General features: G+C 71.3%; 20 protein-coding genes. 9 read left to right on the top strand and 11 right to left on the bottom strand.

The annotated features are described in order from the left end of the window. The first annotated feature begins 368 nt into the window (after positions 1 to 368). Positions 369 to 557 (top strand): DUF7455 domain-containing protein, encoded by a 189-nt coding sequence (locus tag HUO13_RS11330; protein WP_211901347.1) that lies wholly within the window; start codon positions 369 to 371, stop codon positions 555 to 557. Positions 558 to 657: 100 nt separating this feature from the next. Here HUO13_RS11330 and HUO13_RS11325 read toward each other — a convergent pair whose 3' ends face one another. Genes HUO13_RS11325 through HUO13_RS11315 form a run of 3 tightly spaced genes read right to left on the bottom strand, consistent with a single transcriptional unit; the run spans position 658 to position 3,042 of the window. After that, a complete protein-coding gene (locus HUO13_RS11325; RefSeq protein ID WP_211901346.1) occupies positions 658 to 1,869 on the bottom strand; it encodes a cysteine desulfurase-like protein in 1,212 nt (403 codons plus the stop codon). Positions 1,870 to 1,878: 9 nt separating this feature from the next. Continuing rightward, positions 1,879 to 2,619 (bottom strand): hypothetical protein, encoded by a 741-nt coding sequence (locus HUO13_RS11320; RefSeq protein ID WP_211901345.1) that lies wholly within the window; start codon positions 2,617 to 2,619, stop codon positions 1,879 to 1,881. An 18-nt stretch (positions 2,620 to 2,637) separates the two neighbouring features. Beyond that, positions 2,638 to 3,042 carry a helix-turn-helix domain-containing protein gene (locus tag HUO13_RS11315; RefSeq protein WP_211901344.1) on the bottom strand — a complete coding sequence of 135 codons (405 nt, stop codon included), beginning with the start codon at positions 3,040 to 3,042 and terminating at the stop codon, positions 2,638 to 2,640. Between HUO13_RS11315 and HUO13_RS38040 the strand changes: the two genes are divergently transcribed. Then, positions 3,041 to 3,166, top strand: coding sequence for a hypothetical protein (locus HUO13_RS38040; protein WP_282976350.1), 126 nt, complete (start codon positions 3,041 to 3,043; stop codon positions 3,164 to 3,166). The two genes, HUO13_RS11315 and HUO13_RS38040, sit on opposite strands and share 2 nt — an antisense overlap. Positions 3,167 to 3,264: 98 nt before the next feature. Here HUO13_RS38040 and HUO13_RS11310 read toward each other — a convergent pair whose 3' ends face one another. Continuing rightward, positions 3,265 to 5,040: a DEAD/DEAH box helicase gene (locus tag HUO13_RS11310; protein ID WP_211901343.1), complete on the bottom strand. Its 1,776-nt coding sequence runs from the start codon at positions 5,038 to 5,040 to the stop codon at positions 3,265 to 3,267. A 239-nt stretch (positions 5,041 to 5,279) separates the two neighbouring features. Between HUO13_RS11310 and HUO13_RS11305 the strand changes: the two genes are divergently transcribed. Further along, positions 5,280 to 6,494: a YihY/virulence factor BrkB family protein gene (locus tag HUO13_RS11305; protein ID WP_211901342.1), complete on the top strand. Its 1,215-nt coding sequence runs from the start codon at positions 5,280 to 5,282 to the stop codon at positions 6,492 to 6,494. Between the two features lie 32 nt (positions 6,495 to 6,526). Here HUO13_RS11305 and HUO13_RS11300 read toward each other — a convergent pair whose 3' ends face one another. Both HUO13_RS11300 and HUO13_RS11295 read right to left on the bottom strand, forming a co-directional pair. After that, positions 6,527 to 6,775 carry a DUF3039 domain-containing protein gene (locus tag HUO13_RS11300; protein WP_211901341.1) on the bottom strand — a complete coding sequence of 83 codons (249 nt, stop codon included), beginning with the start codon at positions 6,773 to 6,775 and terminating at the stop codon, positions 6,527 to 6,529. A gap of 89 nt (positions 6,776 to 6,864) precedes the next feature. Further along, positions 6,865 to 7,194: a DUF3099 domain-containing protein gene (locus tag HUO13_RS11295; protein WP_211901340.1), complete on the bottom strand. Its 330-nt coding sequence runs from the start codon at positions 7,192 to 7,194 to the stop codon at positions 6,865 to 6,867. 144 nt (positions 7,195 to 7,338) lie between these two features. Between HUO13_RS11295 and HUO13_RS11290 the strand changes: the two genes are divergently transcribed. Next, positions 7,339 to 8,010: a lysophospholipid acyltransferase family protein gene (locus tag HUO13_RS11290; protein ID WP_211901339.1), complete on the top strand. Its 672-nt coding sequence runs from the start codon at positions 7,339 to 7,341 to the stop codon at positions 8,008 to 8,010. A 13-nt stretch (positions 8,011 to 8,023) separates the two neighbouring features. Here the strand turns inward: HUO13_RS11290 and HUO13_RS11285 are convergent, their stop codons facing one another. Continuing rightward, positions 8,024 to 8,596, bottom strand: a complete 573-nt coding sequence (locus tag HUO13_RS11285) for an HhH-GPD-type base excision DNA repair protein (protein ID WP_211901338.1) — start codon at positions 8,594 to 8,596, stop codon at positions 8,024 to 8,026. Between the two features lie 243 nt (positions 8,597 to 8,839). Between HUO13_RS11285 and HUO13_RS11280 the strand changes: the two genes are divergently transcribed. The 3 genes from HUO13_RS11280 (at position 8,840) to HUO13_RS11270 (ending at position 12,092) form a co-directional block, all read left to right on the top strand. Further along, complete coding sequence (locus HUO13_RS11280) at positions 8,840 to 10,357, top strand: N5-glutamine methyltransferase family protein (RefSeq protein WP_211901337.1); 1,518 nt, start codon at positions 8,840 to 8,842, stop codon at positions 10,355 to 10,357. Then, a complete protein-coding gene (dtd, locus tag HUO13_RS11275; protein ID WP_211901336.1) occupies positions 10,354 to 10,779 on the top strand; it encodes a D-aminoacyl-tRNA deacylase in 426 nt (141 codons plus the stop codon). The genes HUO13_RS11280 and dtd overlap by 4 nt, the downstream gene beginning before the upstream one ends. A 338-nt stretch (positions 10,780 to 11,117) precedes the next feature. Next, entirely contained in the window at positions 11,118 to 12,092 is a 975-nt protein-coding gene (locus tag HUO13_RS11270) for a sigma-70 family RNA polymerase sigma factor (RefSeq protein WP_211901335.1), read from the top strand. 409 nt (positions 12,093 to 12,501) lie between these two features. On the opposite strand, the gene HUO13_RS11265 is transcribed toward HUO13_RS11270, so the two are convergent. Next, positions 12,502 to 13,239, bottom strand: a complete 738-nt coding sequence (locus HUO13_RS11265; RefSeq protein ID WP_211901334.1) for a tyrosine-protein phosphatase — start codon at positions 13,237 to 13,239, stop codon at positions 12,502 to 12,504. 235 nt (positions 13,240 to 13,474) lie between these two features. On the opposite strand from HUO13_RS11265, the gene HUO13_RS11260 reads away from it, so the two are divergent. After that, positions 13,475 to 15,127: a fumarate hydratase gene (locus HUO13_RS11260; protein ID WP_211901333.1), complete on the top strand. Its 1,653-nt coding sequence runs from the start codon at positions 13,475 to 13,477 to the stop codon at positions 15,125 to 15,127. Between the two features lie 208 nt (positions 15,128 to 15,335). Here the strand turns inward: HUO13_RS11260 and HUO13_RS11255 are convergent, their stop codons facing one another. Then, positions 15,336 to 15,776, bottom strand: a complete 441-nt coding sequence (locus tag HUO13_RS11255) for a hypothetical protein (RefSeq protein ID WP_249124675.1) — start codon at positions 15,774 to 15,776, stop codon at positions 15,336 to 15,338. A 144-nt stretch (positions 15,777 to 15,920) separates the two neighbouring features. On the opposite strand from HUO13_RS11255, the gene HUO13_RS11250 reads away from it, so the two are divergent. Continuing rightward, positions 15,921 to 17,168: a YeeE/YedE family protein gene (locus HUO13_RS11250; RefSeq protein ID WP_211902828.1), complete on the top strand. Its 1,248-nt coding sequence runs from the start codon at positions 15,921 to 15,923 to the stop codon at positions 17,166 to 17,168. 37 nt (positions 17,169 to 17,205) lie between these two features. Here the strand turns inward: HUO13_RS11250 and HUO13_RS11245 are convergent, their stop codons facing one another. Then, positions 17,206 to 18,123 carry an alpha/beta hydrolase family protein gene (locus HUO13_RS11245; RefSeq protein WP_249124671.1) on the bottom strand — a complete coding sequence of 306 codons (918 nt, stop codon included), beginning with the start codon at positions 18,121 to 18,123 and terminating at the stop codon, positions 17,206 to 17,208. A 298-nt stretch (positions 18,124 to 18,421) separates the two neighbouring features. After that, entirely contained in the window at positions 18,422 to 21,097 is a 2,676-nt protein-coding gene (locus HUO13_RS11240; protein WP_211902827.1) for a bifunctional GNAT family N-acetyltransferase/acetate--CoA ligase family protein, read from the bottom strand. Between the last annotated feature and the right edge of the window lie 18 nt (positions 21,098 to 21,115).

Below are 21,115 nucleotides of genomic sequence, written 5' to 3'. Positions count from 1 at the left end.
GATCGGGAATTTCCTGTTCGCCTACAGCGGAACACCCAGTCGCCGAACCAGGCGAAATGTGACAAGAGACACCCCGCCGTGCGATCCGGCGAGCGCCGGAGATCGCGTCGGACGACCTTGACCCGCCGGATTTCCCCTAGTCACAAGGCTTTCACCACCCGTTGGCCACTCTGCGCTATCGCCGTTGCTGCAACCGGGTGCTTCGACGTGACGACAGTCGCCACACCCAACGGGAACACTGACTTCCGCTGAAGCGTCTGCAAGAGTGGAGCCAACGAGCACCGACCTGACAGCCAGTGGGCCACGGTGGTCGTAGCAGGATCGAGGGCGCCGGTAGATCTCCGGCGCCGGGACGGAGGGAGATCACGATGCCTGGAACGCTCACCCGCCCCGAGCTGACCGCCGCCGACCGCTGCGACCGCTGCGGGGCCGCTGCGAAGCTTCGCGCCGTACTGCCGTCCGGCGGGGAGCTGCTGTTCTGCGGGCACCACGCCCGCGCCTACGAGTCCGGTCTCCGCGAGATGGAGGCTGAGCTCCAGCAGGACGAGCAGCACTAGCACCCGAGTCAGCGTTCCCCCGGGGAAGCCTCGCTTCTCCGGGGGAACAGCTTTTTCGGGGGACTTCTGCGGGGCTTGTCCGCCCTGTCGAGGTCGCCCCTCAGCCGGTCAGTTCACCCAACGCGTCGAGCAGGCGGCGAACGTCCTCCGCGTTGCTGTAGTGCGACAGGCTGGCCCGGACGCCGCCCTCAGGCCCCAGCCCGAGCGCGTCGACGGCCTCCCAGGCGTATGAGTGCCCGTGCGAGACGTTGACGCCGCGAGCGGCGAGCTTGTCCGCCACGACCGAGGGAGACGTCCCCCGCACGGTGAAGAACGCCGTCGGAGTGCAGTCACTCGACTTCGGCCCGTAGCGCTTCACTCCGCCCAGCCCGTCCAGACCCTCGAACAGCATCCGCCGCAGACCCTCCTCGTGGTCGATGACAGCCCTGCGCGAGGTGTCGAGCTTGTCCGCCCGGCTGCCGTCGGCGTCGGAGTCCAGTTCGGCGAGGTGCCGCACCGCGGCGGTGACCCCGGCCATCGCCTCGAACGAGTTGGTGCCGAGCTCGAAGCGGTCGGGCACGGTGTCCGGCGACGGCGCGAGCTTGTCGGGGTGCAGCGTCTCCAGCGTCCAGTGGTCGGCCGCGACGACGGCCGCCAGGTGCGGACCGGCCCACTTGTAGGCGCTCGTGGCGTAGAGGTCGGCACCCAGCTCGCGGATGCGCACCCTCGCGTGCGGACAGTGCTGCACACCATCCACATAGGACAGCGCCCCGGCCTCTGCGGCGCGCTCGGTGATCCTGGGCAGGTCGGGCATGATGCCGAGCAGGTTGGAGGCCGCGGTGACCGCGACCAGCCGGGTCCGGTCGCCGATGAGCTCGATGACGTCGTTCGCGGACAGCTCCCCGGTGTCCGGATCGATGTCGGCGACGCGCACGGTCGCACCGGCCCGCCGCGCGGCCTGCACCCACGGGCGGAAGTTCGCGTCGTGGTCCAGGCGCGTCACCACGACCTCGTCGCCGGGACGCCAGCCCGCCGCCAGCACCGAGGCGAACCGGTAGGTCAGCGCGGTCATGCTCGGTCCGAACACCACGCACGCCGGGTCCGGTGCGCCGACGAGGTCGGCCACGGCCGCCCGCGCCTCGGCGACGATGCCGCCCGCGCGGCGGCTGGACTCGTACGGTCCGCCCTGGTTGGACACGCCGATGCGGTAGGCGTCGGCGACCGCGTCGATCACCGCCTGCGGCACCTGCGTCCCCGCGGCGCCGTCGAGCCAGGCGCGACCGTCCGACAGCGCCGGGTACTGCGCACGGATCTTCTCCACGTCGTAAGCCATGCGGCGACCCTACGAGCCTGTGGCCCCGGTCACGAGGACATTCCGGGTGAACACCGCATCGGTGACGTCACCGACCAGCTCCACCACGTTGGGACCGTAGACCTCGGACTCCAGAACCCGCAGGACGACGCAGAACCGCCCGTGGGTGCCGTGGGCGCGCATCAGGTCGCGGTAGTGCGACGCGAGGTAGCGCCCGGCCGCGCGGTTGGACGTCGAGGACTGCCCGCAGATCAGGAACGTCGGCTTGTCCAGCCGGGCGCGGACGATCTTCGCGAGGGCGACGTACTCGACCCTGCCCTGCTCGAACTCGTAGTGGTGCTCCCCCACGGCGATGGTGATGGGCTGCGAACGGTCGGAGTCGAGGAGGGCGAGCCCCGGCAGCGCCGACCGCATGTGCGCGACGGTGCGCCGGTTGGCGGTCGGCCCGCCGATGCAGAACTCCGCCTTGTCGGCGATGCCCGCGTAGGCCTGGTCGTGGAAGATCACGTTGGGCCTGGCGCCGCAGTCCCCGACGGTCGCCGACAGCTCCAGCAGCGCGGCGGCGTCGTTGCGGTGCACGCTGTGATCCTGGGTGGACGAGGCGTGCCGGGGCACCACGACGAGGTAGTCGGAATCGGCGACGAGGCCGAAGAACTCGCGCTTGCGCCCAAGCCTGCGCCGCGCCACCAGCCGTGCCGTCAGCCACACGACCGAGCCCGTGATGGCGCTGGCGATGATGTTGAGCGCGACGTTCCACGCGTCTGCGGTCACGGCCCCACCTCAAGATCGTCACTCGTCCGCGGAAGAGGCTAGCGGGCCGTAGCGCGCGAGACAGCACCTTCGCCCGATGCATCGGCGGTGCGGTGGGGACGACCCCGCGGCGCAGCCGGGGCAGATGTTGGGCTCGGCCGCCATTTCCAGGACCCGACACCTCCCACCAACTAGGTCGGCCGAGCGCTGCGCCATCGCGAGCAACCTCCTGCGCTCGTCACCGATGACGCGTAGACGACCAGCATGACGCGACTCCTCGGGCGTGATGCCCTGCTTGCCGGTCTCCATCCGGGAGATCTTGGACACCCGCCGGCCGAGTTGCTCCGCCACGCGCTGGCAGGTCAGCTTCCGGTCCTTGCGCAGTTCGCGGAGTTCCCCTCCCAGCCCACGACCGATGACGGTTGCCTGCTTGGGAGCGGACATGGGCTCTCCTTACCTGCCGGGCGGCGGGCACCTCTTCGGCCGGTTCACCTCCGCCGAACAGGCGCGCAGGCGTCTCGCCGTGCTCGGAGAAGTCCGGCTCGCGTGGGTCGACGGTGTGGACTGACCCGGTACGACCGCTCCCGCCGAACGGCCCGGCGGCCACGCCGCGAGGGCCGTTCGCCGCGCTCGGCGCAGGTCGCGCCGTGGCTCACCGCACGTCACTCACCAGGACCGCAGTGTCGCGATGCGCTCCTCGAGCTGTTCGACGGAGGCCATCGCGGTCGGCGGTCCCCCGCACACCCTCCGCAGCTCGTTGTGGATCATGCCGTGTGGCTTGCGGGTGCGGTGGTGGTGCAGCGACACCAGCGTGTTGAGCTCCTTGCGCAGCCCGTGGATGCGCTCCTGCACGCTCTGCGGCTTGCGCTGCTGGGCCTCCTCCTCGGCCTTGGCCGCCTTCGCCGCCTTGTCGGCCGACTCTCGCTTGGCGACCTCGGTGAGCTGCTCCTCCTGCCGCTGCCGCAACAGGGCGCGCACCTGGTCCGGCTCGAGCAGGCCCGGCAGTCCGAGGTAGTCCTGCTCGTCCTCGGACGTGCCGAACGCGGCGGTGCCGAAGGACGACCCGTCGTAGATCACCTGGTCGAGCTCGGCGTCGGCGCCAAGCGAGGTGAACGCCTTCTCCTCCTCACCGGGCTCGTCGCGGCTGCGGTTGGCCTCGGCGAGCAGCTCGTCGTCCCAGCCGTCCTTCTCGCGGTGCGGCTTGCCCAGCACGTGGTCGCGCTCGGCCTCGAGCTGGCTGGCCAGCTCCAGCAGCACCGGCACGCTGGGCAGGAAGACGCTCGCGGTCTCCCCCGGTCTGCGCGCACGCACGAACCGGCCGATGGCCTGGGCGAAGAACAGCGGCGTCGAGGCGCTGGTGGCGTAGACGCCGACCGCCAGGCGCGGCACGTCGACGCCTTCGCTGACCATCCGGACCGCGACCATCCACCGGTCCTCGGACTCGGAGAACTCCGCGATGCGCCCGGACGCCTTCGGGTCGTCGGAGAGCACCACCACGGGTTCGACGCCGGTGAGGTGGTGCAGCGTCTTGGCGTAGGCCTTGGCCGTGACGTGGTCGGAGGCGATGACCAGCCCGCCCGCGTCCGGGATGCCGCCCTTGCGCAGCTGCGTCAGCCGGGTGTCGGCGGCCTGCAGCACCGACGGGATCCACTCCCCCGACGGGTCCAGCGCCGTGCGCCACGCCCGCGCGGTCTGCTCGGCCGTCAGCGGCTCGCCTAGGCGGGCGCTGTACTCGTCGCCCGCGCTGGTCCGCCACCGCGTCTCACCCGAGTACGCCAGGAACACCACCGGGCGCACGACGCCGTCCTTCAGTGCGTCGGAGTAGCCGTAGGAGTGGTCGGCGCTGCTGCGCAGCGAGCCGTCGGCGTCGGGCTCGTAGTTGATGAACGGGATCGGCGAGTCGTCGCTGCGGAACGGCGTACCGGTCAGCGCCAGCCGCCGCACGGCGGGGGTGAACGCCTCGCGCACGGCGTCGCCCCACGACTTGGCGTCCCCGGCGTGGTGCACCTCGTCGAGGATGACCAGCGTCTTGCGCCGCTCGGTGCGCACGCGGTGCAGCGTCGGGTGCGCGGCGACCTGCGCGTAGGTCAGCACGACGCCCTGGTAGTCGCTGGAGGTCACGCCGTCGCCGTTGCGGAAGTTGGAGTCCAGCGCGATGCCCGCGCCGCCGGCCGCCAGCGCCCACTGGTGCTTGAGGTGCTCGGTGGGTGCCACGACCGTGACCGAGTCCACCGTCCGGTCGGCCAGCAGTTCGGAGGCGACGCGCAGCCCGAAGGTCGTCTTGCCCGCGCCGGGCGTGGCGACGGCCAGGAAGTCCTGCGGCCTGCCTGCCAGGTACTTGGTCAGCGCCCGGCGCTGCCACGCCCGCAGCGGGCGGGAAGGCGCCTGCGATGGGTCACTGAGTACGGATCGGACGGAATAGTCGACTTGCGCCTCCGACACGCCTGCTCGCCGCTCCTTCCCGCGATTTCCGGACCTGCAGTTCACGCCCCCATGCGCGCGGCCCACGTCGAAGGCTCCCGGCCGTGAAGCGCTCGGGAGCCGCCGTGCAGCCTACCTCGCCGCCACCGCCCGGGCGGGCGGCCCGACCAGTGGCGGGCCGTGCTGAGATCGGGATGACATCTCGATTTGCACGGGTCGCCGCCCGCTACAGACCGGTATGAAGCATCCTTGTAGGCGCCATGGCTGCCAGTCCGAACAACCACTACCGGCCGCAGACGCCACCCGACCGTCCGGTGAAGCGGGGGCCGCTGCGTCTGGTGTGGCGCACGGTGACCAAGGCGTGGTGGGACAACATCTTCTCGGAGTCGGCGGCGGCCGCGTTCTGGCAGACGCTGTCGATGCCGCCGCTGCTGCTGGGTCTGCTGGGCAGCATCGGGTTCATCGCCGACTGGTTCGGGCCCGCGGTCATCGACGCGGTGCACGCCAACATCCTGGGCTTCAGCCGCACCGTCTTCAGCAGCAACGTGGTCGACCAGATCATCGCGCCGACGGTCGGCGACATCCTCACCAAGGGACGGACCGAGATCGTCTCGGTCGGTTTCCTGCTGTCACTGTGGGCGGGTTCGTCGGCGCTGGCGTCCCTCGTGGACTCGATCACCCTCGCCTACAACCAGTACATGGTCCGCCACAGCGTGTGGCAGCGGACCTTCGCTCTGCTGCTCTACCTCGTGAGCCTGGTGCTGGCGGTCATCGGGCTGCCGGTCATCGCGCTGGGGCCGGACTGGCTGGTGCGGGTGGTCCCCCAGGAGTTCCAGGACGACGTCGCCTGGCTCATCCGGGTGTTCTACTACCCCGCCACCGGCGTGCTGCTGGTGCTGGCTCTGGCCACGCTGTACAAGGTGTCGCTGCCCAGGAAGCTGCCGTGGCACCGCGGGCTGCCGGGCGCGCTGCTGGCGATGCTGGTGTTCCTGTGCTCCAGCATCGGCATGCGGCTCTACATCGCGTGGGTCACCGGCACCGGCTACACCTACGGCGCGCTGGCGACGCCCATCGCGTTCCTGCTGTTCGCGTTCTTCATCGGGATGGCCATCATCATCGGGGCGCAGTTCAACAACGCCATCGAGGAGATGTGGCCCGCGAAGATGACGCGCAAGGAGCGCCGCCGGTGGCGCCGCCTCGAGATGCGGCGCATGGCCCAGCGGATGCACACCGAGGAGGGCTACCAGGCGTGGCGCAACGGCAACGCCGAGCACACCGGTGACGAGGAGCCCGGCGTCCCGCCCACCCTGCATCTGCCGAGGAACGGGACCGCCCCCGCGACCGAGGGCACCGAAGCACGCGAATCGGGGCGCGAGCTAGCACGAGAGGACGATTCAGCCGACCCGGAGCACACCGAGCAGGCCCGGGCGGCCGACGCCGAGAAGGTCAGGAGAGCAGAACAGCGCGGTGGCTGACACCACCGCGCGTGCCGGCGCCGGGCGCGCTGTCAGCTGTCGCCGCCGGGCGGGAGCGACTCGTAGATCTTCTTGCAGTCCGGGCACACGGGCGACCCGGGCTTGGCGGACTTGGTGACCGGGAACACCTCACCGCACAGGGCCACCACGTGAGTGCCCATGACCGCGCTCTCGGCGATCTTGTTCTTCTGCACGTAGTGGAACATCTCCGGCCGGTCGTCACTGGTCTGGTCAGTGGTCTCGGGCCGGGTGTCGGTCTCCGGAAGCGTCATCGTGCTCATGGCTCCATGATGCCGCACCCGCGGCGTGCGGGTGCTCGCAAGGTGAACCGGCGGGTCCGGGTGACGCCCGGGGTCCGCCGGTCCGCTGGTCAGGGGCCCTCGATCACCTGGTGCTCGCGAGCCTCGATGGAACGCGAGGAATGGCGGTAACGGCTGACGTGCTCCTGCTTGCGCGGCGGCCGGTCGTTGGCGATCAGCACGGCCATCCACGGCAGCGGGATCGAGATCGCCAGCACGATCAGCGCGAGCCACCAGAGCTGCCAGGCCTGGTAGATCAGCGCCGCGAACACCAGGCAGGGGATCCGGCACGCCATCATGATCGCGTACTTGCGCCTGCGCACGGCCTGCTGGTCGTCGTAGGACGGCTGCGCCTCGGTGATCAGCACCGGGGTGTCGTCGCCATGCTGCGAACCACTCACGACACCACCTCCTGCCGTCCATCGTCCCACTCCGCGCCCGAGCCTGACAGCCCGGATACCGACCGAACACGGCTGTAACCGGTGGCCAACCGACGCGATATGCCACGGGGTTAGATTTGATCGGGGAACGAAGCGGGAGGCGACATGTTGTACGCGGTGACCAAACGGGTCGTGGGCTCACTGGCGCGGGCTGTGTACCGCCCGGCCGTCATCGACGCCGACAAGGTCCCGATGACCGGACCGGTCATCCTCGCCCCCAACCACCTCGCCGTCGCCGACAGCTTCATCGTGCCGCTGGTGCTGCCGCGCCCGGTGGCGTTCCTGGCCAAGGCCGAGTACTTCCGGGGCACCGGGCTCAAGGGCGGCCTGTCGCGCTGGATGTTCACCTCGCTCGGGGCGATCCCGGTGGACCGGGGCAAGGGCCGGGCGGCCAAGGAGGCGCTGGAGGCCGCCGAGCGGGTGCTCAACGACGGCGGCGCGTTCGGCATCCACCCGGAGGGCACCCGCTCGCCCGACGGGCGGCTCTACCGCGGCCGGACCGGGGTGGCGCGGCTGGCGCTGAGCACCGGCGCGCCGGTGGTCCCGGTCGCGCTGACCGGGACCGACAAGCTCCAGCCGATCGGCACCCGCATCCCCCGCGTCCGGCCGGTCACGGTGCGTTTCGGAGACCCGCTGGACTTCTCCCGCTACTCCGGCATGGACGGTTCGCTGCCGGTCCTGCGCTCGATCACCGACGAGATCATGTACGCGATCGCCGAGCTGTCCGAACAGGAGTACGTGGACCGCTACCAGAAGCCGTCCTCGGCAGCCGCCTGAGCCGCCCCGCGCGTCACTTCTTCGCGGCGGCCTTCTGCTGCTTCTTCCAGGTGCGGACCTCTTCGAGGCTCTGCTCGTCGACCACGTCGGCGATGGACATGCGCACGCCGTCCTCCCCGTAGGCGCCCGCGGCCTCCCGCCACCCCTCGGGCCGCACCTCCCACTGCTTGCCGAGCAGGGCGAGGAAGATCCGGGCCTTCTGGTCACCGAAGCCGGGCAGCGCCTTGAGCCGCTTGAGCACCTCCCGCCCCGACGGGTCGCCCTCCTGCCAGACGCGCTCGACCTCGCCCTCGTAGGTGTCCACGAGGTACTGGCAGAGGGTCTGCACGCGCTTGCCCATCGACCCCGGGAACCGGTGGATCGCAGGCGGCTGGGCGCACACCGCCAGGAACTCCTCCTGGTCCATCGTGGCGATGCGGTTCACGTCGAGGCCGCCGAGCCGCTCGGCCAGCGTCTTGGGACCGGTGAACGCCTTCTCCATCGTGATCTGCTGGTCCAGCAGCATCCCCAGCAGCAGCGCCAGCGGGTCGCGCCCGAGCAGCGCGTCGGCTTCGGCGTCCTGGGTCAGGTACAGCGAGCGAGTCATGCGCCAAGCGTGGCACGAGGACCGCGCGGCGGCGTTTCAGCCTCGGTTCGCCGAACAGCCCGCCCGCCTCGCCCGCCAGATCCACCAGCTTGGCGTCGGCCGCCGCGAGCGTGCCGGCCAGCTCCCCCACCCGGCCCGCTTCCGATGTGGCGACGCGCTCCGGTTCGGGATCGGACCCGGCCAGGTCCCCGCGGCCGCCGGTGCGGCGGGTGCACGTCCGCCGTGCATGTGAGGATCGATGGCGTGATTCCCGATCTATCCGATGACCTCATCGAACGACTCCGCGACGCCTTCCTCTCCGCGCGCTACGACGCCGACGGCGTGGTCGACCTGCTCGGCTCCGAGGCGCACGCCGCGCTCGGCCGCGGCGAGCCGGTCCCGGCGCTGCGCGCCAGCGCCGACGCCGGGCCGCTGGGCACCTTCGTCCGGCTGTTCCTGCTGGGCACCGCCGAGCCCGTCGCGGTGGTCAAGGCGGCGCTCGGAGGGCTGCCGCTGGACCAGGCGCGCGCGGCAGGGCTGCTGCGCGCCGACGGCGACGAGATCCGCGCCGGACTCGACGTCCGGCCGCACGGCAGCGGCGACGACTCGTGGTGGGTGGTGTCGGACCTGGACGCCGACCTGCGCGGCGACGGCCGGCCCGTGAGCCCCGACCACGTGCTGGGTGTCGGGCACGCCTCGCTGAGCCTGGTGCGCGCGACCTCCCGCCGCCCGGTCGGCTCGGTGCTCGACCTGGGCACCGGCTGCGGCGTGCAGGCGCTGCACGCCAGCACCCACGCCGAGCACGTCACCGCGACCGACGTCTCCAAGCGCGCGCTGGCGCTGGCCGACGCGACCTTCCGCCTGAACCGGATCGACGTCGAGCTCGCCGAGGGCGAGTGGTTCGAACCGGTGCGCGGCAGGCGCTTCGACCAGGTCGTGTGCAACCCGCCGTTCGTGGTCGGCCCGGCCAGGACCGACTTCACCTACCGCGACTCCGGGCTGGCCGGCGACGACGCCAGCGCCCTGGTCGTGCGCCAGCTGCCGTCGCTGCTCAACGAGGGCGGCACCGGCCAGCTGCTCGCGTCGTGGGTGCACCGCCGCGGTGAGGACTGGCAGGAGCGCGTCTCCCGGTGGCTGCCACCGGGCGGCGTGGACGCCTGGTTCGTCCAGCGCGACGTGGCCGACCCCGCGCTCTACGTCGGCACCTGGTTGCGCGACGCCGGCTACGACGCCCGCTCGCAGGCCGGCCGGCAGAAGGCGGGCGAGTGGCTCGACTGGTTCGAGGCCAACGAGGTGGAGGGCGTCGGCTTCGGCTTCGTGACACTGCGCCGCACCGACGCCGCGCGCGGCGAGGTGGTCTGCGAAGACCTGCGCCACGCCTACGACGACCCGCTGGGTCCCGAGACCGACCAGTGGCTGCGCCGCGTGGACTGGCTGCGCGCGCACGGCTCCCCTCAGGACCTGCTGGCCTCGCGGCTCACGACGGCGCCGAGCACGGTCCTGGAGGAGGTCTCGGCCCCCTCCGACGAGGGCTGGCAGGCCGTCGTGCACCGGCTGCACCGGACCGACGGGCCCGGCTGGCAGCACGAGATCGACGACCTGGGCGTGCGGCTGCTGGCGGGCTGCCGCGGCGCGATGCCGGTCGGCGACCTCGTCGAGCTGCTCGCCGTGGGCTGCGGCGAGGACGTCGAGGAGCTGACCCGCGCAGCGGTGCCGATGCTGCGCGAACTCGTGCGCCACGGAATGGTCGTCCCGGCCGAATGGGCGGAGAGCGCCGAATGAGGGCAGTGGTCACACGGGTCACTCGCGCCTCGGTAAGCGTCGACGGTGTCGATGTCGGCCGCATCGACGAACCGGGGTTGCTCGTCCTATTGGGCGTGACACATTCGGATGGCGCGGAACACGCCGTGAAAATGGCTCGCAAACTGCACGAGATTCGTGCGCTGCGCGACGAGCGGTCGTGTGCCGAGACCGGGGCGCCGTTGCTCGTCGTGAGCCAGTTCACCCTCTACGGCTCGACCAGGAAGGGCCGCCGCCCGTCCTGGACCGAGGCCGCCCGGCCGGAGCACGCCGAACCGCTGGTCGAGGCGGTGGTGACGGCCCTGCGGGAACGCGGCGCGCACGTGGAGACGGGCAAGTTCGCGGCGATGATGTCGGTGGAGAGCGTCAACGACGGCCCATTCACCCTTTTGGTTGACGTCTGAAGAAACGGCTCTCAGCAAATCCTCAGGATTGGCGGAGCAACGGATGTGACGGCCATGACGTCCTCAGGTTGAGAAGTCCGGGAACGAATTCGGCACCGCCTTCGTTTTCCAGGTAACCAAGCTTCGACAGCCGGGCCTCGGCAGCCCCCGAAGTCCGGCAGGACACCGACGACGTCGGTGCCGATGACCGTCCGCCCGACCAGACAGCCAGCCACGAACCGCAACCCAGACGTCGGCGCGGCTCTCGGTTCCCGATACCGAGCGTACGCGCCTTCCACACCACGTGACGGTGCGTCGGTGTGATTCGCGCCAAGCCAGCCCGCCAGGGAGGGAGCTCAATGACCGTCCCGCAGACCATCACCTCGGACGCTGCCGCCTTCGAGGCGGACCTCGACACCCAAGGCCCCTCGGCCGACCTGGTGCGGGTCTACCTCAACGGCATCGGCCGCACCGCGCTGCTCACCGCGCAGGAGGAGGTCGACCTCGCCAAGCGGATCGAGGCCGGCGTCTTCGCCAACCACGTGCTGGAGACGAGCGGGAAGCTCTCCCCCGAGCGGCGCAGCGACCTCAGGGCGGTCGTCCGGGACGGCGTGCTGGCCAAGAACCACCTGATGGAGGCCAACCTCCGGCTCGTGGTCAGCCTCGCCAAGCGCTACACCGGCCGCGGCATGCCGCTGCTGGACCTGATCCAGGAGGGCAACCTCGGCCTGATCCGGGCCGTGGAGAAGTTCGACTACACCAAGGGCTTCAAGTTCTCCACGTACGCGACGTGGTGGATCCGCCAGGCCATCACCCGCGGCATGGCCGACCAGAGCCGTACCATCCGGCTGCCGGTCCACCTGGTCGAGCAGGTGAACAAGATCGCCCGCATCAAGCGCGACCTGCACCAGAAGCTCGGCCGCGAGGCCACCGACGAGGAGCTGGCCAACGAGGCCGGGCTGACCGTCGAGAAGGTCGCCGACCTGCTCGACCACTCCCGCGACCCGGTGAGCCTGGACATGCCGGTCGGGGCCGAGGAGGACGCGCCGCTCGGCGACTTCATCGAGGACGCCGAGTCCGCCGACGCCGAGAACGCGGTGATCTCGGGCTTCCTGCAGGACGACCTGCGCCGGGTGCTGGCGACCCTGGAGGAGCGCGAGCAGGCGGTCATCCGGATGCGCTACGGGCTCGACGACGGCCAGCCCAGGACGCTGGACCAGATCGGCAAGGCGTTCGGGCTCTCCCGCGAGCGCGTCCGCCAGATCGAGCGCGAGGTCATGTCCAAGCTCCGCCAGGGGGACCGGGCCGACAAGCTCCGCGCCTACGCGAGCTGACCGGCCGGGCTGCGCGAGCCCGGCCGCACCGGGGGCGGCCTCCACAGGACCACCCCCGTGACAAGCACCCGAACGGCAGCATTGATCTGTGATTTGCGTCACGAGATGATCGGTGCTCACCCACTACCGGCGATTCGCGGTTCTTCGCGGCCGCCGAGCGCGCGCTCGGCGGCCGCTCACCCCGGGAGGTCGGACTCGGAAAGACACGACGGGTCCGGCCTCTCGACCTATCTCGACACGATTCCGCGGTTCCGGACGATCAGTCCTCGCCTATGACGCGCGCGCCGGGTCCGCGGCCTGCCACGTCGCGGTGAGTACGCGCGGCTTACCCCAGACTCTGCCGCGTCTGGGGTTCCAGCCCTACGGGCAGCCGGCGCGTCACGGGCGTCGTCAGAGCCAAGACAGGCACTCAGCCGTCAGCGGCCAGGAACCGCTCGCGCCAGCGGTCCACCTCGGCCTGCGTGACGTCGTGGGCGAGCAACCAGCCCGCGGCCCCGCCCTCGTGCTCGTCGAAGCGGTCGAGCACGCTCTCGATCGCCTCCGCCGGAGCCGAGATGAGCTGGCGGACCATTTCCTCATCGACCCCCGGCGGCAGCTGGGGGTCCACGCTCAGCCGCTGCAACACCCGCGGCATGTTCTGGTCGGTGAGCACGTAGTCGGCCACGATCGCGTCCCTGCGGACCCCGGCCGCGCTCAGCAGCATCGCCGAGGCCACGCCGGTGCGGTCCTTGCCCGCGGCGCAGTGGATCAGCACCGGCCCGTCGGACTCCAGCACGATCCGGAACACCTCGACCAGCTTCTTCGCCGCCCGGTCGAGCATGCGCTGGTACAGGGCGGTCAGGGCGTGGCGGGTGTCGTCGGCACCGCCGCCACCACCCCGCTCCTCCTCCAGCAGCGGGACCCGGTGCACCCTCGCGACCTCGGCGAGCGGATGCGGCTTCCCGGCCAGCTCGGACGGGTCCCGCAGGTCGACGACGACTTTCGGTGGCCACTGCGCCGGCATCTCGGGAGTCCGGTCGCCCGCGTGTGGCGCGTCGCTGCGCAGCACCACGCCTGCCGCCGTCGCCACGCCCTCCTCGACCGGGACGCCACCCAGGTCGCGGAGGTTGACCAGTCCGTCGAGGGCCTCGTGTTCCGTCGTCGGCAAAGCGTCCTCCTCGGCTCGGGAATCCAGCGGACAGCCTCGCAGGTGCCTCCCCGGTCGACCAGACCCGGCGCGCTCGCGCACCGGAGGTCGCAACGTTGCGGGAACGGTATGCCCGGTTCGTCCCCGGGCGCGGGTGAACGTGGCCTTGCTGACAAGCGAGCCGAGTTCGCGATTCGGTCACCTGCCGGTGCGTTAACGTCACCGCGTACCCGAACGCGCGCAAAGGAGCCGCGACGTGACCACCACGTTCGACTACACCGAGGTCCTGCCCCTCGGTCCCGACCAGACCGAGTACCGGCTGCTGACCACCGAGGGCATCGAGGTCGTCGAGGCAGCCGGGCGACGGTTCCTCGAAGTCGAGCCGAGCGTCCTGACGAACCTGGCCGCCGAGGCCGTCAAGGACATCCAGCACCTGCTCCGCCCGTCGCACCTGGCCCAGCTGCGGGCCATCGTCGAAGACCCCGAAGCCAGCGCCAACGACCGGTTCGTGGCCACCGACCTGCTCCGCAACGCCTGCGTCTCCGCCGGCGGCGTGCTGCCGATGTGCCAGGACACCGGCACGGCCATCGTCATCGGCAAGCGCACCGAGACGGTGCTGACCGGCGGCGACGACGAACGGCTGCTGTCGCGCGGCATCTACGACGCCTACCAGGAGCTGAACCTGCGCTACTCGCAGATGGCGCCGCTGAACTTCTGGGAGGAGCGCAACACCGCCACGAACCTGCCCGCCCAGATCGAGCTCTACACCAAGGCCGGGACGGACCCGAAGTACGACTTCCTGTTCATGGCCAAGGGCGGCGGCAGCGCGAACAAGACGTTCCTCTACCAGGAGACCAAGGCGCTGCTGAACCCCAACCGGCTCGCCCGGTTCCTGGAGGAGAAGCTGCGTTCGCTGGGCACGGCCGCCTGCCCGCCGTACCACCTGGCCATCGTCGTCGGCGGCATGTCGGCCGAGTACAACCTCAAGGTCGCCAAGCTGGCCTCCGCCCGCTACCTCGACGAGCTGCCGCTGGAGGGCTCACCGTCCGGGCACGCGATGCGCGACGTCGAGCTGGAGGCGCAGGTCCTGGACATGACGCGCCAGTTCGGCATCGGCGCCCAGTTCGGCGGCAAGTACTTCTGCCACGACGTCCGCGTGATCCGCCTGCCCCGGCACGGCGCCTCGTGCCCGGTCGGCGTCGCGGTGTCGTGCTCGGCGGACCGCCAGGCCAAGGCCAAGATCACCCCGGAGGGCGTGTTCCTCGAGCAGCTCGAGCGCGACCCCGCCCGCTACCTGCCGGAGGTCGTCGACGAGCAGCTCTCCGACGAGGTGGTGCGCATCGACCTCAACCGGCCGATGGACGAGATCCGCGCGGAGCTGTCGAAGCTGCCGGTCAAGACCCGGGTGTCGCTGACCGGTCCGCTGGTGGTGGCCCGCGACATCGCGCACGCCAAGATCGCCGAGCGGCTGGACGCGGGCGAGCCGATGCCGCAGTACCTGCGCGACCACCCGGTGTACTACGCGGGACCGGCCAAGACCCCCGACGGCTACGCGTCGGGCTCGTTCGGTCCCACCACGGCCGGGCGGATGGACGCCTACGTCGAGCAGTTCCAGGCCGCGGGCGGCTCACTGGTGATGCTGGCCAAGGGCAACCGGTCGCGCAAGGTCGCGGCGTCCTGCCACGAGCACGGCGGTTTCTACCTGGGTTCCATCGGCGGTCCGGCCGCGCGGCTGGCCCAGGACTGCATCCGCAAGGTCGACGTGCTGGAGTACCCCGAGCTGGGGATGGAAGCGGTGTGGCGCATCGAGGTCGAGGACTTTCCGGCGTTCGTCGTGGTCGACGACAAGGGCAACGACTTCTTCGCCGACTCGACCCAGCCGACGCTGCAGATCTCGTTCGCGCGCTGAGGTCAGCGGTGCGGCGCCGGGCGCGGCGAGCGCCGCGGCGCCGCACCGCCCGGGCTTTTTGCTGGCGGCCCAGCCGGAATTCGGTTCCGCCAACCGAAATCCGGTTCCACCGCGCGGAATCGCGCTGTCCGGTCCCCGTCGACCGGACGTTGTGGACGCACACTTCTCCCGCAGGAGCCCCACCTCCTGCGGGAGAAGTTCGGTCCCATTACCGCGGAACCTTCACATCGACTTCTTCGATGACGACCTGTCGCTGGTCCAGCGGAGCGTCGAGCTTCACGGCCAGCGGCGGGTAGCGCAGGTCCATGGTGCAGATTCCGGCCGGCTCGGGAGTTTCGTCGACCAGGCGGATCTTGACCTGCTGGGCGTTCTGCTCCAGGAGTTCGGCGTGGACCTTGCTGCATCCACCTTCCGAACCGGTGGCCACGACGACGCTGCCGTCGTCCTGGGTCCAGGTCTTCGGAGCACCCGGGGAGAGCTGTTGCTGGGGCACCGGAGTGCGCTGGTCCACCGGCTTCGGCGCCACGGGGGCGGGCGGCGGAGCGGGCGGGTTGCCACCGAATCCGACATCATCTGCGGGTTGCTGGGCGCAGGCGGAGATCGCGAAGAACAGGACCCCTGCGCCCACTGCGGTGTGTATGCGTCTCATGCCCCAAGGACGGAGCCACCGCCGGGGCGGGTTGCGCGGGTTGGCGGTCGGGCCTTCACAGCTTTCCCGGATGCTGGAACCGCTGGTGGCCGCGGCGCCCTGCGTGGTTTCGTCGTGGACGACGAAACCACGCAGGAGAAGAAGATGTCCGCCGGTACTGCAGCACCCACGACCTCCACCAAACCCGGGACACCGCCGCAGGCGCGCCCGCAGTGGCTGCCGCTGCTGCTCGGGATCGCCGGATCCGTGGCGCTCGTCACGGCGACCGCGTTCGTCGCGGGCGCGAAACTCGCGGTGCTCGCCGCGCTCGGCCTGGCGCTGGGACTCACGTTGTTCCACTCCCGCTTCGGTTTCACCTCGGCGTGGCGGCAGCTGGTCTCGGTCGGACAGACCTCCGGTATCCGCGCGCACCTGCTCATGCTGGCGGCCGCGTCGGTGCTGTTCGCGCCGATCCTGGCCGGAGGCGTGGCCTTCTTCGGCGGTACGCCGGAAGGCAACGTCGAGCCGCTCGGCCTCGGGCTGGTCGTCGGGGCCGTCCTGTTCGGAATCGGCATGCAGCTCGGTGGAGCCTGCGCCTCGGGCACCCTGTTCGCCGTCGGCGGCGGCAACACGCTGCTCGTGGTGACGCTGTTCTTCTTCATCGTCGGCTCGGTGATCGGTGCGCTGCACCTTCCGATGTGGAGCTCCGACGCGATCACGCTCGGCTCCTTCTCGATCGCCGAGGACACCGGCCTCGGCTACGGCGGCGCGCTGGTCCTCCAGCTCGCGGTGCTGGGCGCAATCGGCTGGGCCGCGACTCGCTGGGCGCGCCGCCACGACGCACCGCCCGCCGGTCGTCCGCCGACCGCTCGCGGCGTGTGGCGGGTCGTGCGCGGTTCGTGGCCGCTGTGGGTCGGCGCGCTCGTGCTCGCGGTGCTCAACGCCGCCGTCCTGCTCACCCGAGGCAGCCCGTGGGGCATCACGTCGGCCTTCGTGCTGTGGGGTTCGAAGGGTCTGCAGGCCGTGGGCGTGGACGTGGCGTCCTGGCCGTACTGGCAGGGCGAGAAGGCCGCCGCGCTGTCGCAGTCGGTGCTCGCCGACGGGACGTCGGTGCTGGACTTCGGGATCATGATCGGCGCACTGGTGGCCTCGGCCGCGTCGGGCGCCTTCGTGCTGGCCAAGCGGCTGCCAGCGAAGGTCCTGCTGGCGGCCGTGGTCGGCGGCCTGCTGATGGGCTACGGCGCGCGGCTGGCCTACGGCTGCAACATCGGCGCCTACTTCTCCGGGATCGCCTCGTTCTCCCTGCACGGCTGGGCCTGGGGCCTGCTGGCCCTGGTCGGCACCTGGATCGGCCTGCGCCTGCGGCCGCTGTTCGGCCTCGACGTGCCCAAGCCCACCGACTCGGTCTGCTGAGCGCGCACCGACCTCGTGGCGCCTCGGGTGCGGCCCGTCAGCCGGATGCGGCCCCGCCTCGACCTGCTGGATTCGGGCCGACTGCGCCGGCGGGACCCTCAACCGTGGCATCGCAGGAGGAGATCCACTCGCCGATCCACCGGGAGAGCTCGGCACTGCGGTAGACCCAGCCGAAGTGGCCGAGCTTCTCCGCTCCCGCGTCGGCGAGGCTGTAGTGCCGCCGGGTGCGCACCACGCGGGGTGCCTTGCCTGCCAGGTGGTCCGTCGAGGAAGGCGGAGCGAGCTCGTCGCCGTCGAAGGTGACCGTCAGCAGCGGCAGCCGCAGTTCTCCCAGCGCCTTCTCGTAGTCGGTCGTCGAGCCCGTGAGCGACCAGCGACCGGTGCGGGCCATCCTGGCCCAGTCGCGCATCAGGCCGGTCGGCTGACGCCCGCCGAAGCTCCAGCCCGGCCAGTACCCGAGCAGCGTGGAGACCACGGCGATGAACTGCGTGCCGATCAGGTTCTTGAACCCTCGGCTGCCGGGGAACGAGCGGAACCACACCGAGCCGGAAGCCAGCATTGCCGCTCCGTGCACCCCGTCGGGTCGGGCGGCGGCGTTGAGCATGGTGATCTGGCCGCCCAGGCTGTGGCCGACCAGGAAGCGCGGTGCCCGGGGGTAGCGCTCTGCGACCAGGTCCACGACAGCGTCGACGTCGTCGACGAGCGCCTGGTAGCCGAAGCGGACACCGCGAACCGCGCGCGGCCGGCTCTGGCCGTGCCCGCGGAAGTCGATGCTCACCACGGTGAGGCCCCGTTCCCGGAGATTCGCGATGAAGGGGCGGTAGTACGTCGCGGGTACGCCCATCGCGGGCAGGAGGATCACCACGGGGCTGGTGCGGTCGGCCTGCTCGGTGGCGCTGACCGCGAGCTGGTGCGCGCCGGCGTCGATCACGCCGAGCGTGGTCGGTTCATCCACCACCACAGATTAACGAAACTCCCCCGTTCCGCCTATGTAGTCCCCGTCGCATTTTCCCTGATCTTCATCGCATCGTGGGATGGCGGGAACGGCGAAGTCCTCGGGGCCGTCGCGTGTCGTTCCGGCTCGGCGCCCTCCCTCAACGGCCGTCCGGACCGCTCAGGCGGTCGCTGCGGGCCTGAGACGGGCCGCTACGGCAAAGACCCCGCTGCGGCAAGACCCCAGCCGCTGCGGCCAAGACGCCGTGCTGGTTTCCTCTCCGCCTGAGACGCCGGTTCTCTCCCGCCCAGTGCAGGGGTCACCGCAGGCGGCGCGGGCCGGTGTCCGGGACCGCTGAGGAACGCCCGAGACTCAGCCGGGCGCCGGTGACCGCGACGCCGTCCGACGACGCCAGCACCGGTTGCAGCGCGAGTTCCCGCACTTCCGGCAGGTCCTCCGCCAGGGTCGCGACCCGCAGCACGAGGTCCTCCAGGGCACCGAAGTCGGCGGGCGCACCGCCCCGGTACCCGGCCAGCAGCGGGGCCGCCCTGGGCGCGCGGACCAGCGCCGCGGCGTCCATGTCGGTCAGCGGCACCGCCCGGTACGCGGTGTCGCCGAGGAGCTCGCTGGCCACACCCGCCAGCCCGAAGGAGACCAGGGTGCCGAACGACGGGTCCTCCACCAGGCCGATCACGCACGACGTGCCCCGGCCCGCCATCCGCTGCACGTACACCTCGTCCTGGCCCGACACCCGCCGCAGGTCGGCGTACGCGCCGAGCACCGCCTCCTCGCCCGCCAGGTCGAGGCGGACGCCGACCAGGTCGCTGCGGTGGCGGAGCTTGTCGCTCACCGACTTCAGCACCACCGGGTAGCCCAGCTCCGCCGCGGCCGCCGCGGTCTCCTCCGGCGAGTTGGCCCGGCGGAAGGACACCAGCTCGATGCCGTAGCAGCGCAGCAGCTCCACCGTGCGGTCGTCGGTCAGCCGATCGAGGCCGTCGGTCAGCCACACCTCGACGAGCCCGCGGGCCCGTTCGGCGTCGATGCCCTCCGGCCGCAGCAGGTGGCCCTTCGGGGCGGCTCGCCACCGCGCGTACCGGGTCGCTCGGGCCAGTGCGAGCACGGCCCGCTCGGGACTCGGGTACGAAGGAACCGAACCGCGTCCCGGCGCCCCGTCGGCACCCGGCACGGCGAGCTCGTCGGGCACGCCTTCGGCCGCCAGGAACGTGGTCACCACCGGCTTGTTGTCGGCCACCCTGGCCTCCAGCAACGCTTCCCGCAGCGCACGCGCGTAGGCGGTGCCCGGCACCGCCACGGGCGGCGCGAACACCGTGACCAGCGCGTCGACGTCGGTGCGCAGCGCGGCCTCGCGCACCGCCGCCGCGAACTCCTCCGGCCCGGCCGCCGCCCCCACGTCGACCGGCTCACCCGCCAGCTCGAGCCCCTGCGCCTGCGCCACGTCGGCGGCCAGCATGCCGAGCGCCGAGGAGTTGCCGACGATCGCGACCCGCTCCCCCGAAGGCAGCGGCTGGTGCGCCAGCAGCAGCGCGGTGTCGAACATCTCGGCCACCGACTCCACGCGGATGACGCCCGACTGGTCGAACAGCGCCTGCACGCTGGTCTCGTCGACCTGCACCGAGGTCGCGGCCAGGCCCGGACGCACCGCGTTGCGCCCGGACTTCACCACGACGATCGGTTTCGTGCGCGCGAGCCTGCGCGCCAGCCGCGCGAACTTTCGCGGGTTGCCGAAGGACTCGAGGTAGAGCAGCACGACGTCGGTGCCGGGATCGGTCTGCCAGTACTGCAACAGGTCGTTGCCGGAGACGTCGGCGCGGTTCCCCGCGGAGACGAACGTCGAGAGTCCCAGCCCGCGCTCGGCCGCGGTCGCCAGGATCGCCACGCCCAGCGCACCGGACTGGCAGAAGAACCCGGTGCGGCCGCGACCGGGCAGCCGGGGCGCCAGCGTCGCGTTCACCCGGTAGCCGGGGTCGGTGTTGACCACGCCGAGCGCGTTGGGCCCCACCACCCGCATCCCGTGCACGCGCGCCGCCCGGACCATGCGCCGCTCGATCTCGCGGCCGTCGGGCCCGGCCTCGCTGAACCCGGAGCTGACGATGACCAGCGCCTTGACTCCCTTGGCCAGGCACGCGTCGAGCACCTCGTCGACGCCGGCGGCCGGAATGGCGACCACCGCCAGGTCCACGTCGTCGGGGATGTCGAGCACCGACGGGTAGGCCCGCACACCCCGGACCGACCGGTGCTCCGGGTTGACCGGGTACACCGGGCCCGCGAAATCGGCGGTGAGCAGGTTGGTGAGCACCGCGTGACCGATCTTGGCGTGGTCGGTGGACGCGCCGATGACGGCGACCGAACGCGGGTGCAGCAGGTTGTGCACGCTGCGTGCTTCGGCGGCCTGCTCGCGCGCCCTCGCGACCGCCACCGAGTCCTCGGTGGGGTCGATGTCGAACTCCAGGTGCACCACGCCTTCCTCCATCGCGCGCCGCACCTGGTAGCCGGCGTCGCGGAAGACCCGCACCATCGTGGAGTTCTCCGCCAGGACCTCGGCGACGAAGCGCCGCAGCCCGCGCTCCCGCGCCGCGGCGGCGAGGTGTTCGAGCAGGATCGAGCCGAGTCCGCGGCCCTGGTGCTCGTCCTGGACGACGAAGGCGACCTCGGCGGAGTCCTGGTCGCCGAGCCGGTCGAAGCGGCCGACCGCCACGATGTCGTCGCCGAGCAGTGCGACCAGCGCGACCCGTTTGACGTAGTCGACCTGGCTGAAGCGGTCGACGTCGCGCTTGGGCATCCGCGGGTAGGGCCCGAAGTAGCGGAAGTACCGCGTGCGGTCGCTGAGCCTGCTGTGGAAGGCGATCAGGCCCTCGGCGTCCTCGGGCCGGATCGGCCGCAGGTGCACCGTGCCGCCGTCGGAGAGCACGACGTCGGCCTCCCACTGCCGGGGGTAGGACTCCTGCTCGGTCTGCGCGTTCGGCTGGTCCTGCACTACTCCGTCCACTTCGGA

Origin of the sequence: Saccharopolyspora erythraea (assembly GCF_018141105.1) — a bacterium.
Taxonomy (GTDB): domain Bacteria; phylum Actinomycetota; class Actinomycetes; order Mycobacteriales; family Pseudonocardiaceae; genus Saccharopolyspora_D; species Saccharopolyspora_D erythraea_A.
This window is presented reverse-complemented; position numbering and strand designations above follow the sequence as displayed.

Coding starts and splice junctions, on each gene's coding strand:
- HUO13_RS11300 (WP_211901341.1), bottom strand. CDS start 6,775: ATGAGCACGATGACGCTTCCGGAGACCGACACCCGGCCCGAGACCACT.
- dtd (WP_211901336.1), top strand. CDS start 10,354: ATGAGGGCAGTGGTCACACGGGTCACTCGCGCCTCGGTAAGCGTCGAC.
- HUO13_RS11255 (WP_249124675.1), bottom strand. CDS start 15,776: ATGAGACGCATACACACCGCAGTGGGCGCAGGGGTCCTGTTCTTCGCG.
- HUO13_RS11290 (WP_211901339.1), top strand. CDS start 7,339: ATGTTGTACGCGGTGACCAAACGGGTCGTGGGCTCACTGGCGCGGGCT.
- HUO13_RS11325 (WP_211901346.1), bottom strand. CDS start 1,869: ATGGCTTACGACGTGGAGAAGATCCGTGCGCAGTACCCGGCGCTGTCG.
- HUO13_RS11315 (WP_211901344.1), bottom strand. CDS start 3,042: ATGTCCGCTCCCAAGCAGGCAACCGTCATCGGTCGTGGGCTGGGAGGG.
- HUO13_RS11285 (WP_211901338.1), bottom strand. CDS start 8,596: ATGACTCGCTCGCTGTACCTGACCCAGGACGCCGAAGCCGACGCGCTG.
- HUO13_RS11330 (WP_211901347.1), top strand. CDS start 369: ATGCCTGGAACGCTCACCCGCCCCGAGCTGACCGCCGCCGACCGCTGC.
- HUO13_RS11270 (WP_211901335.1), top strand. CDS start 11,118: ATGACCGTCCCGCAGACCATCACCTCGGACGCTGCCGCCTTCGAGGCG.
- HUO13_RS38040 (WP_282976350.1), top strand. CDS start 3,041: ATGGGCTCTCCTTACCTGCCGGGCGGCGGGCACCTCTTCGGCCGGTTC.
- HUO13_RS11250 (WP_211902828.1), top strand. CDS start 15,921: ATGTCCGCCGGTACTGCAGCACCCACGACCTCCACCAAACCCGGGACA.
- HUO13_RS11305 (WP_211901342.1), top strand. CDS start 5,280: ATGGCTGCCAGTCCGAACAACCACTACCGGCCGCAGACGCCACCCGAC.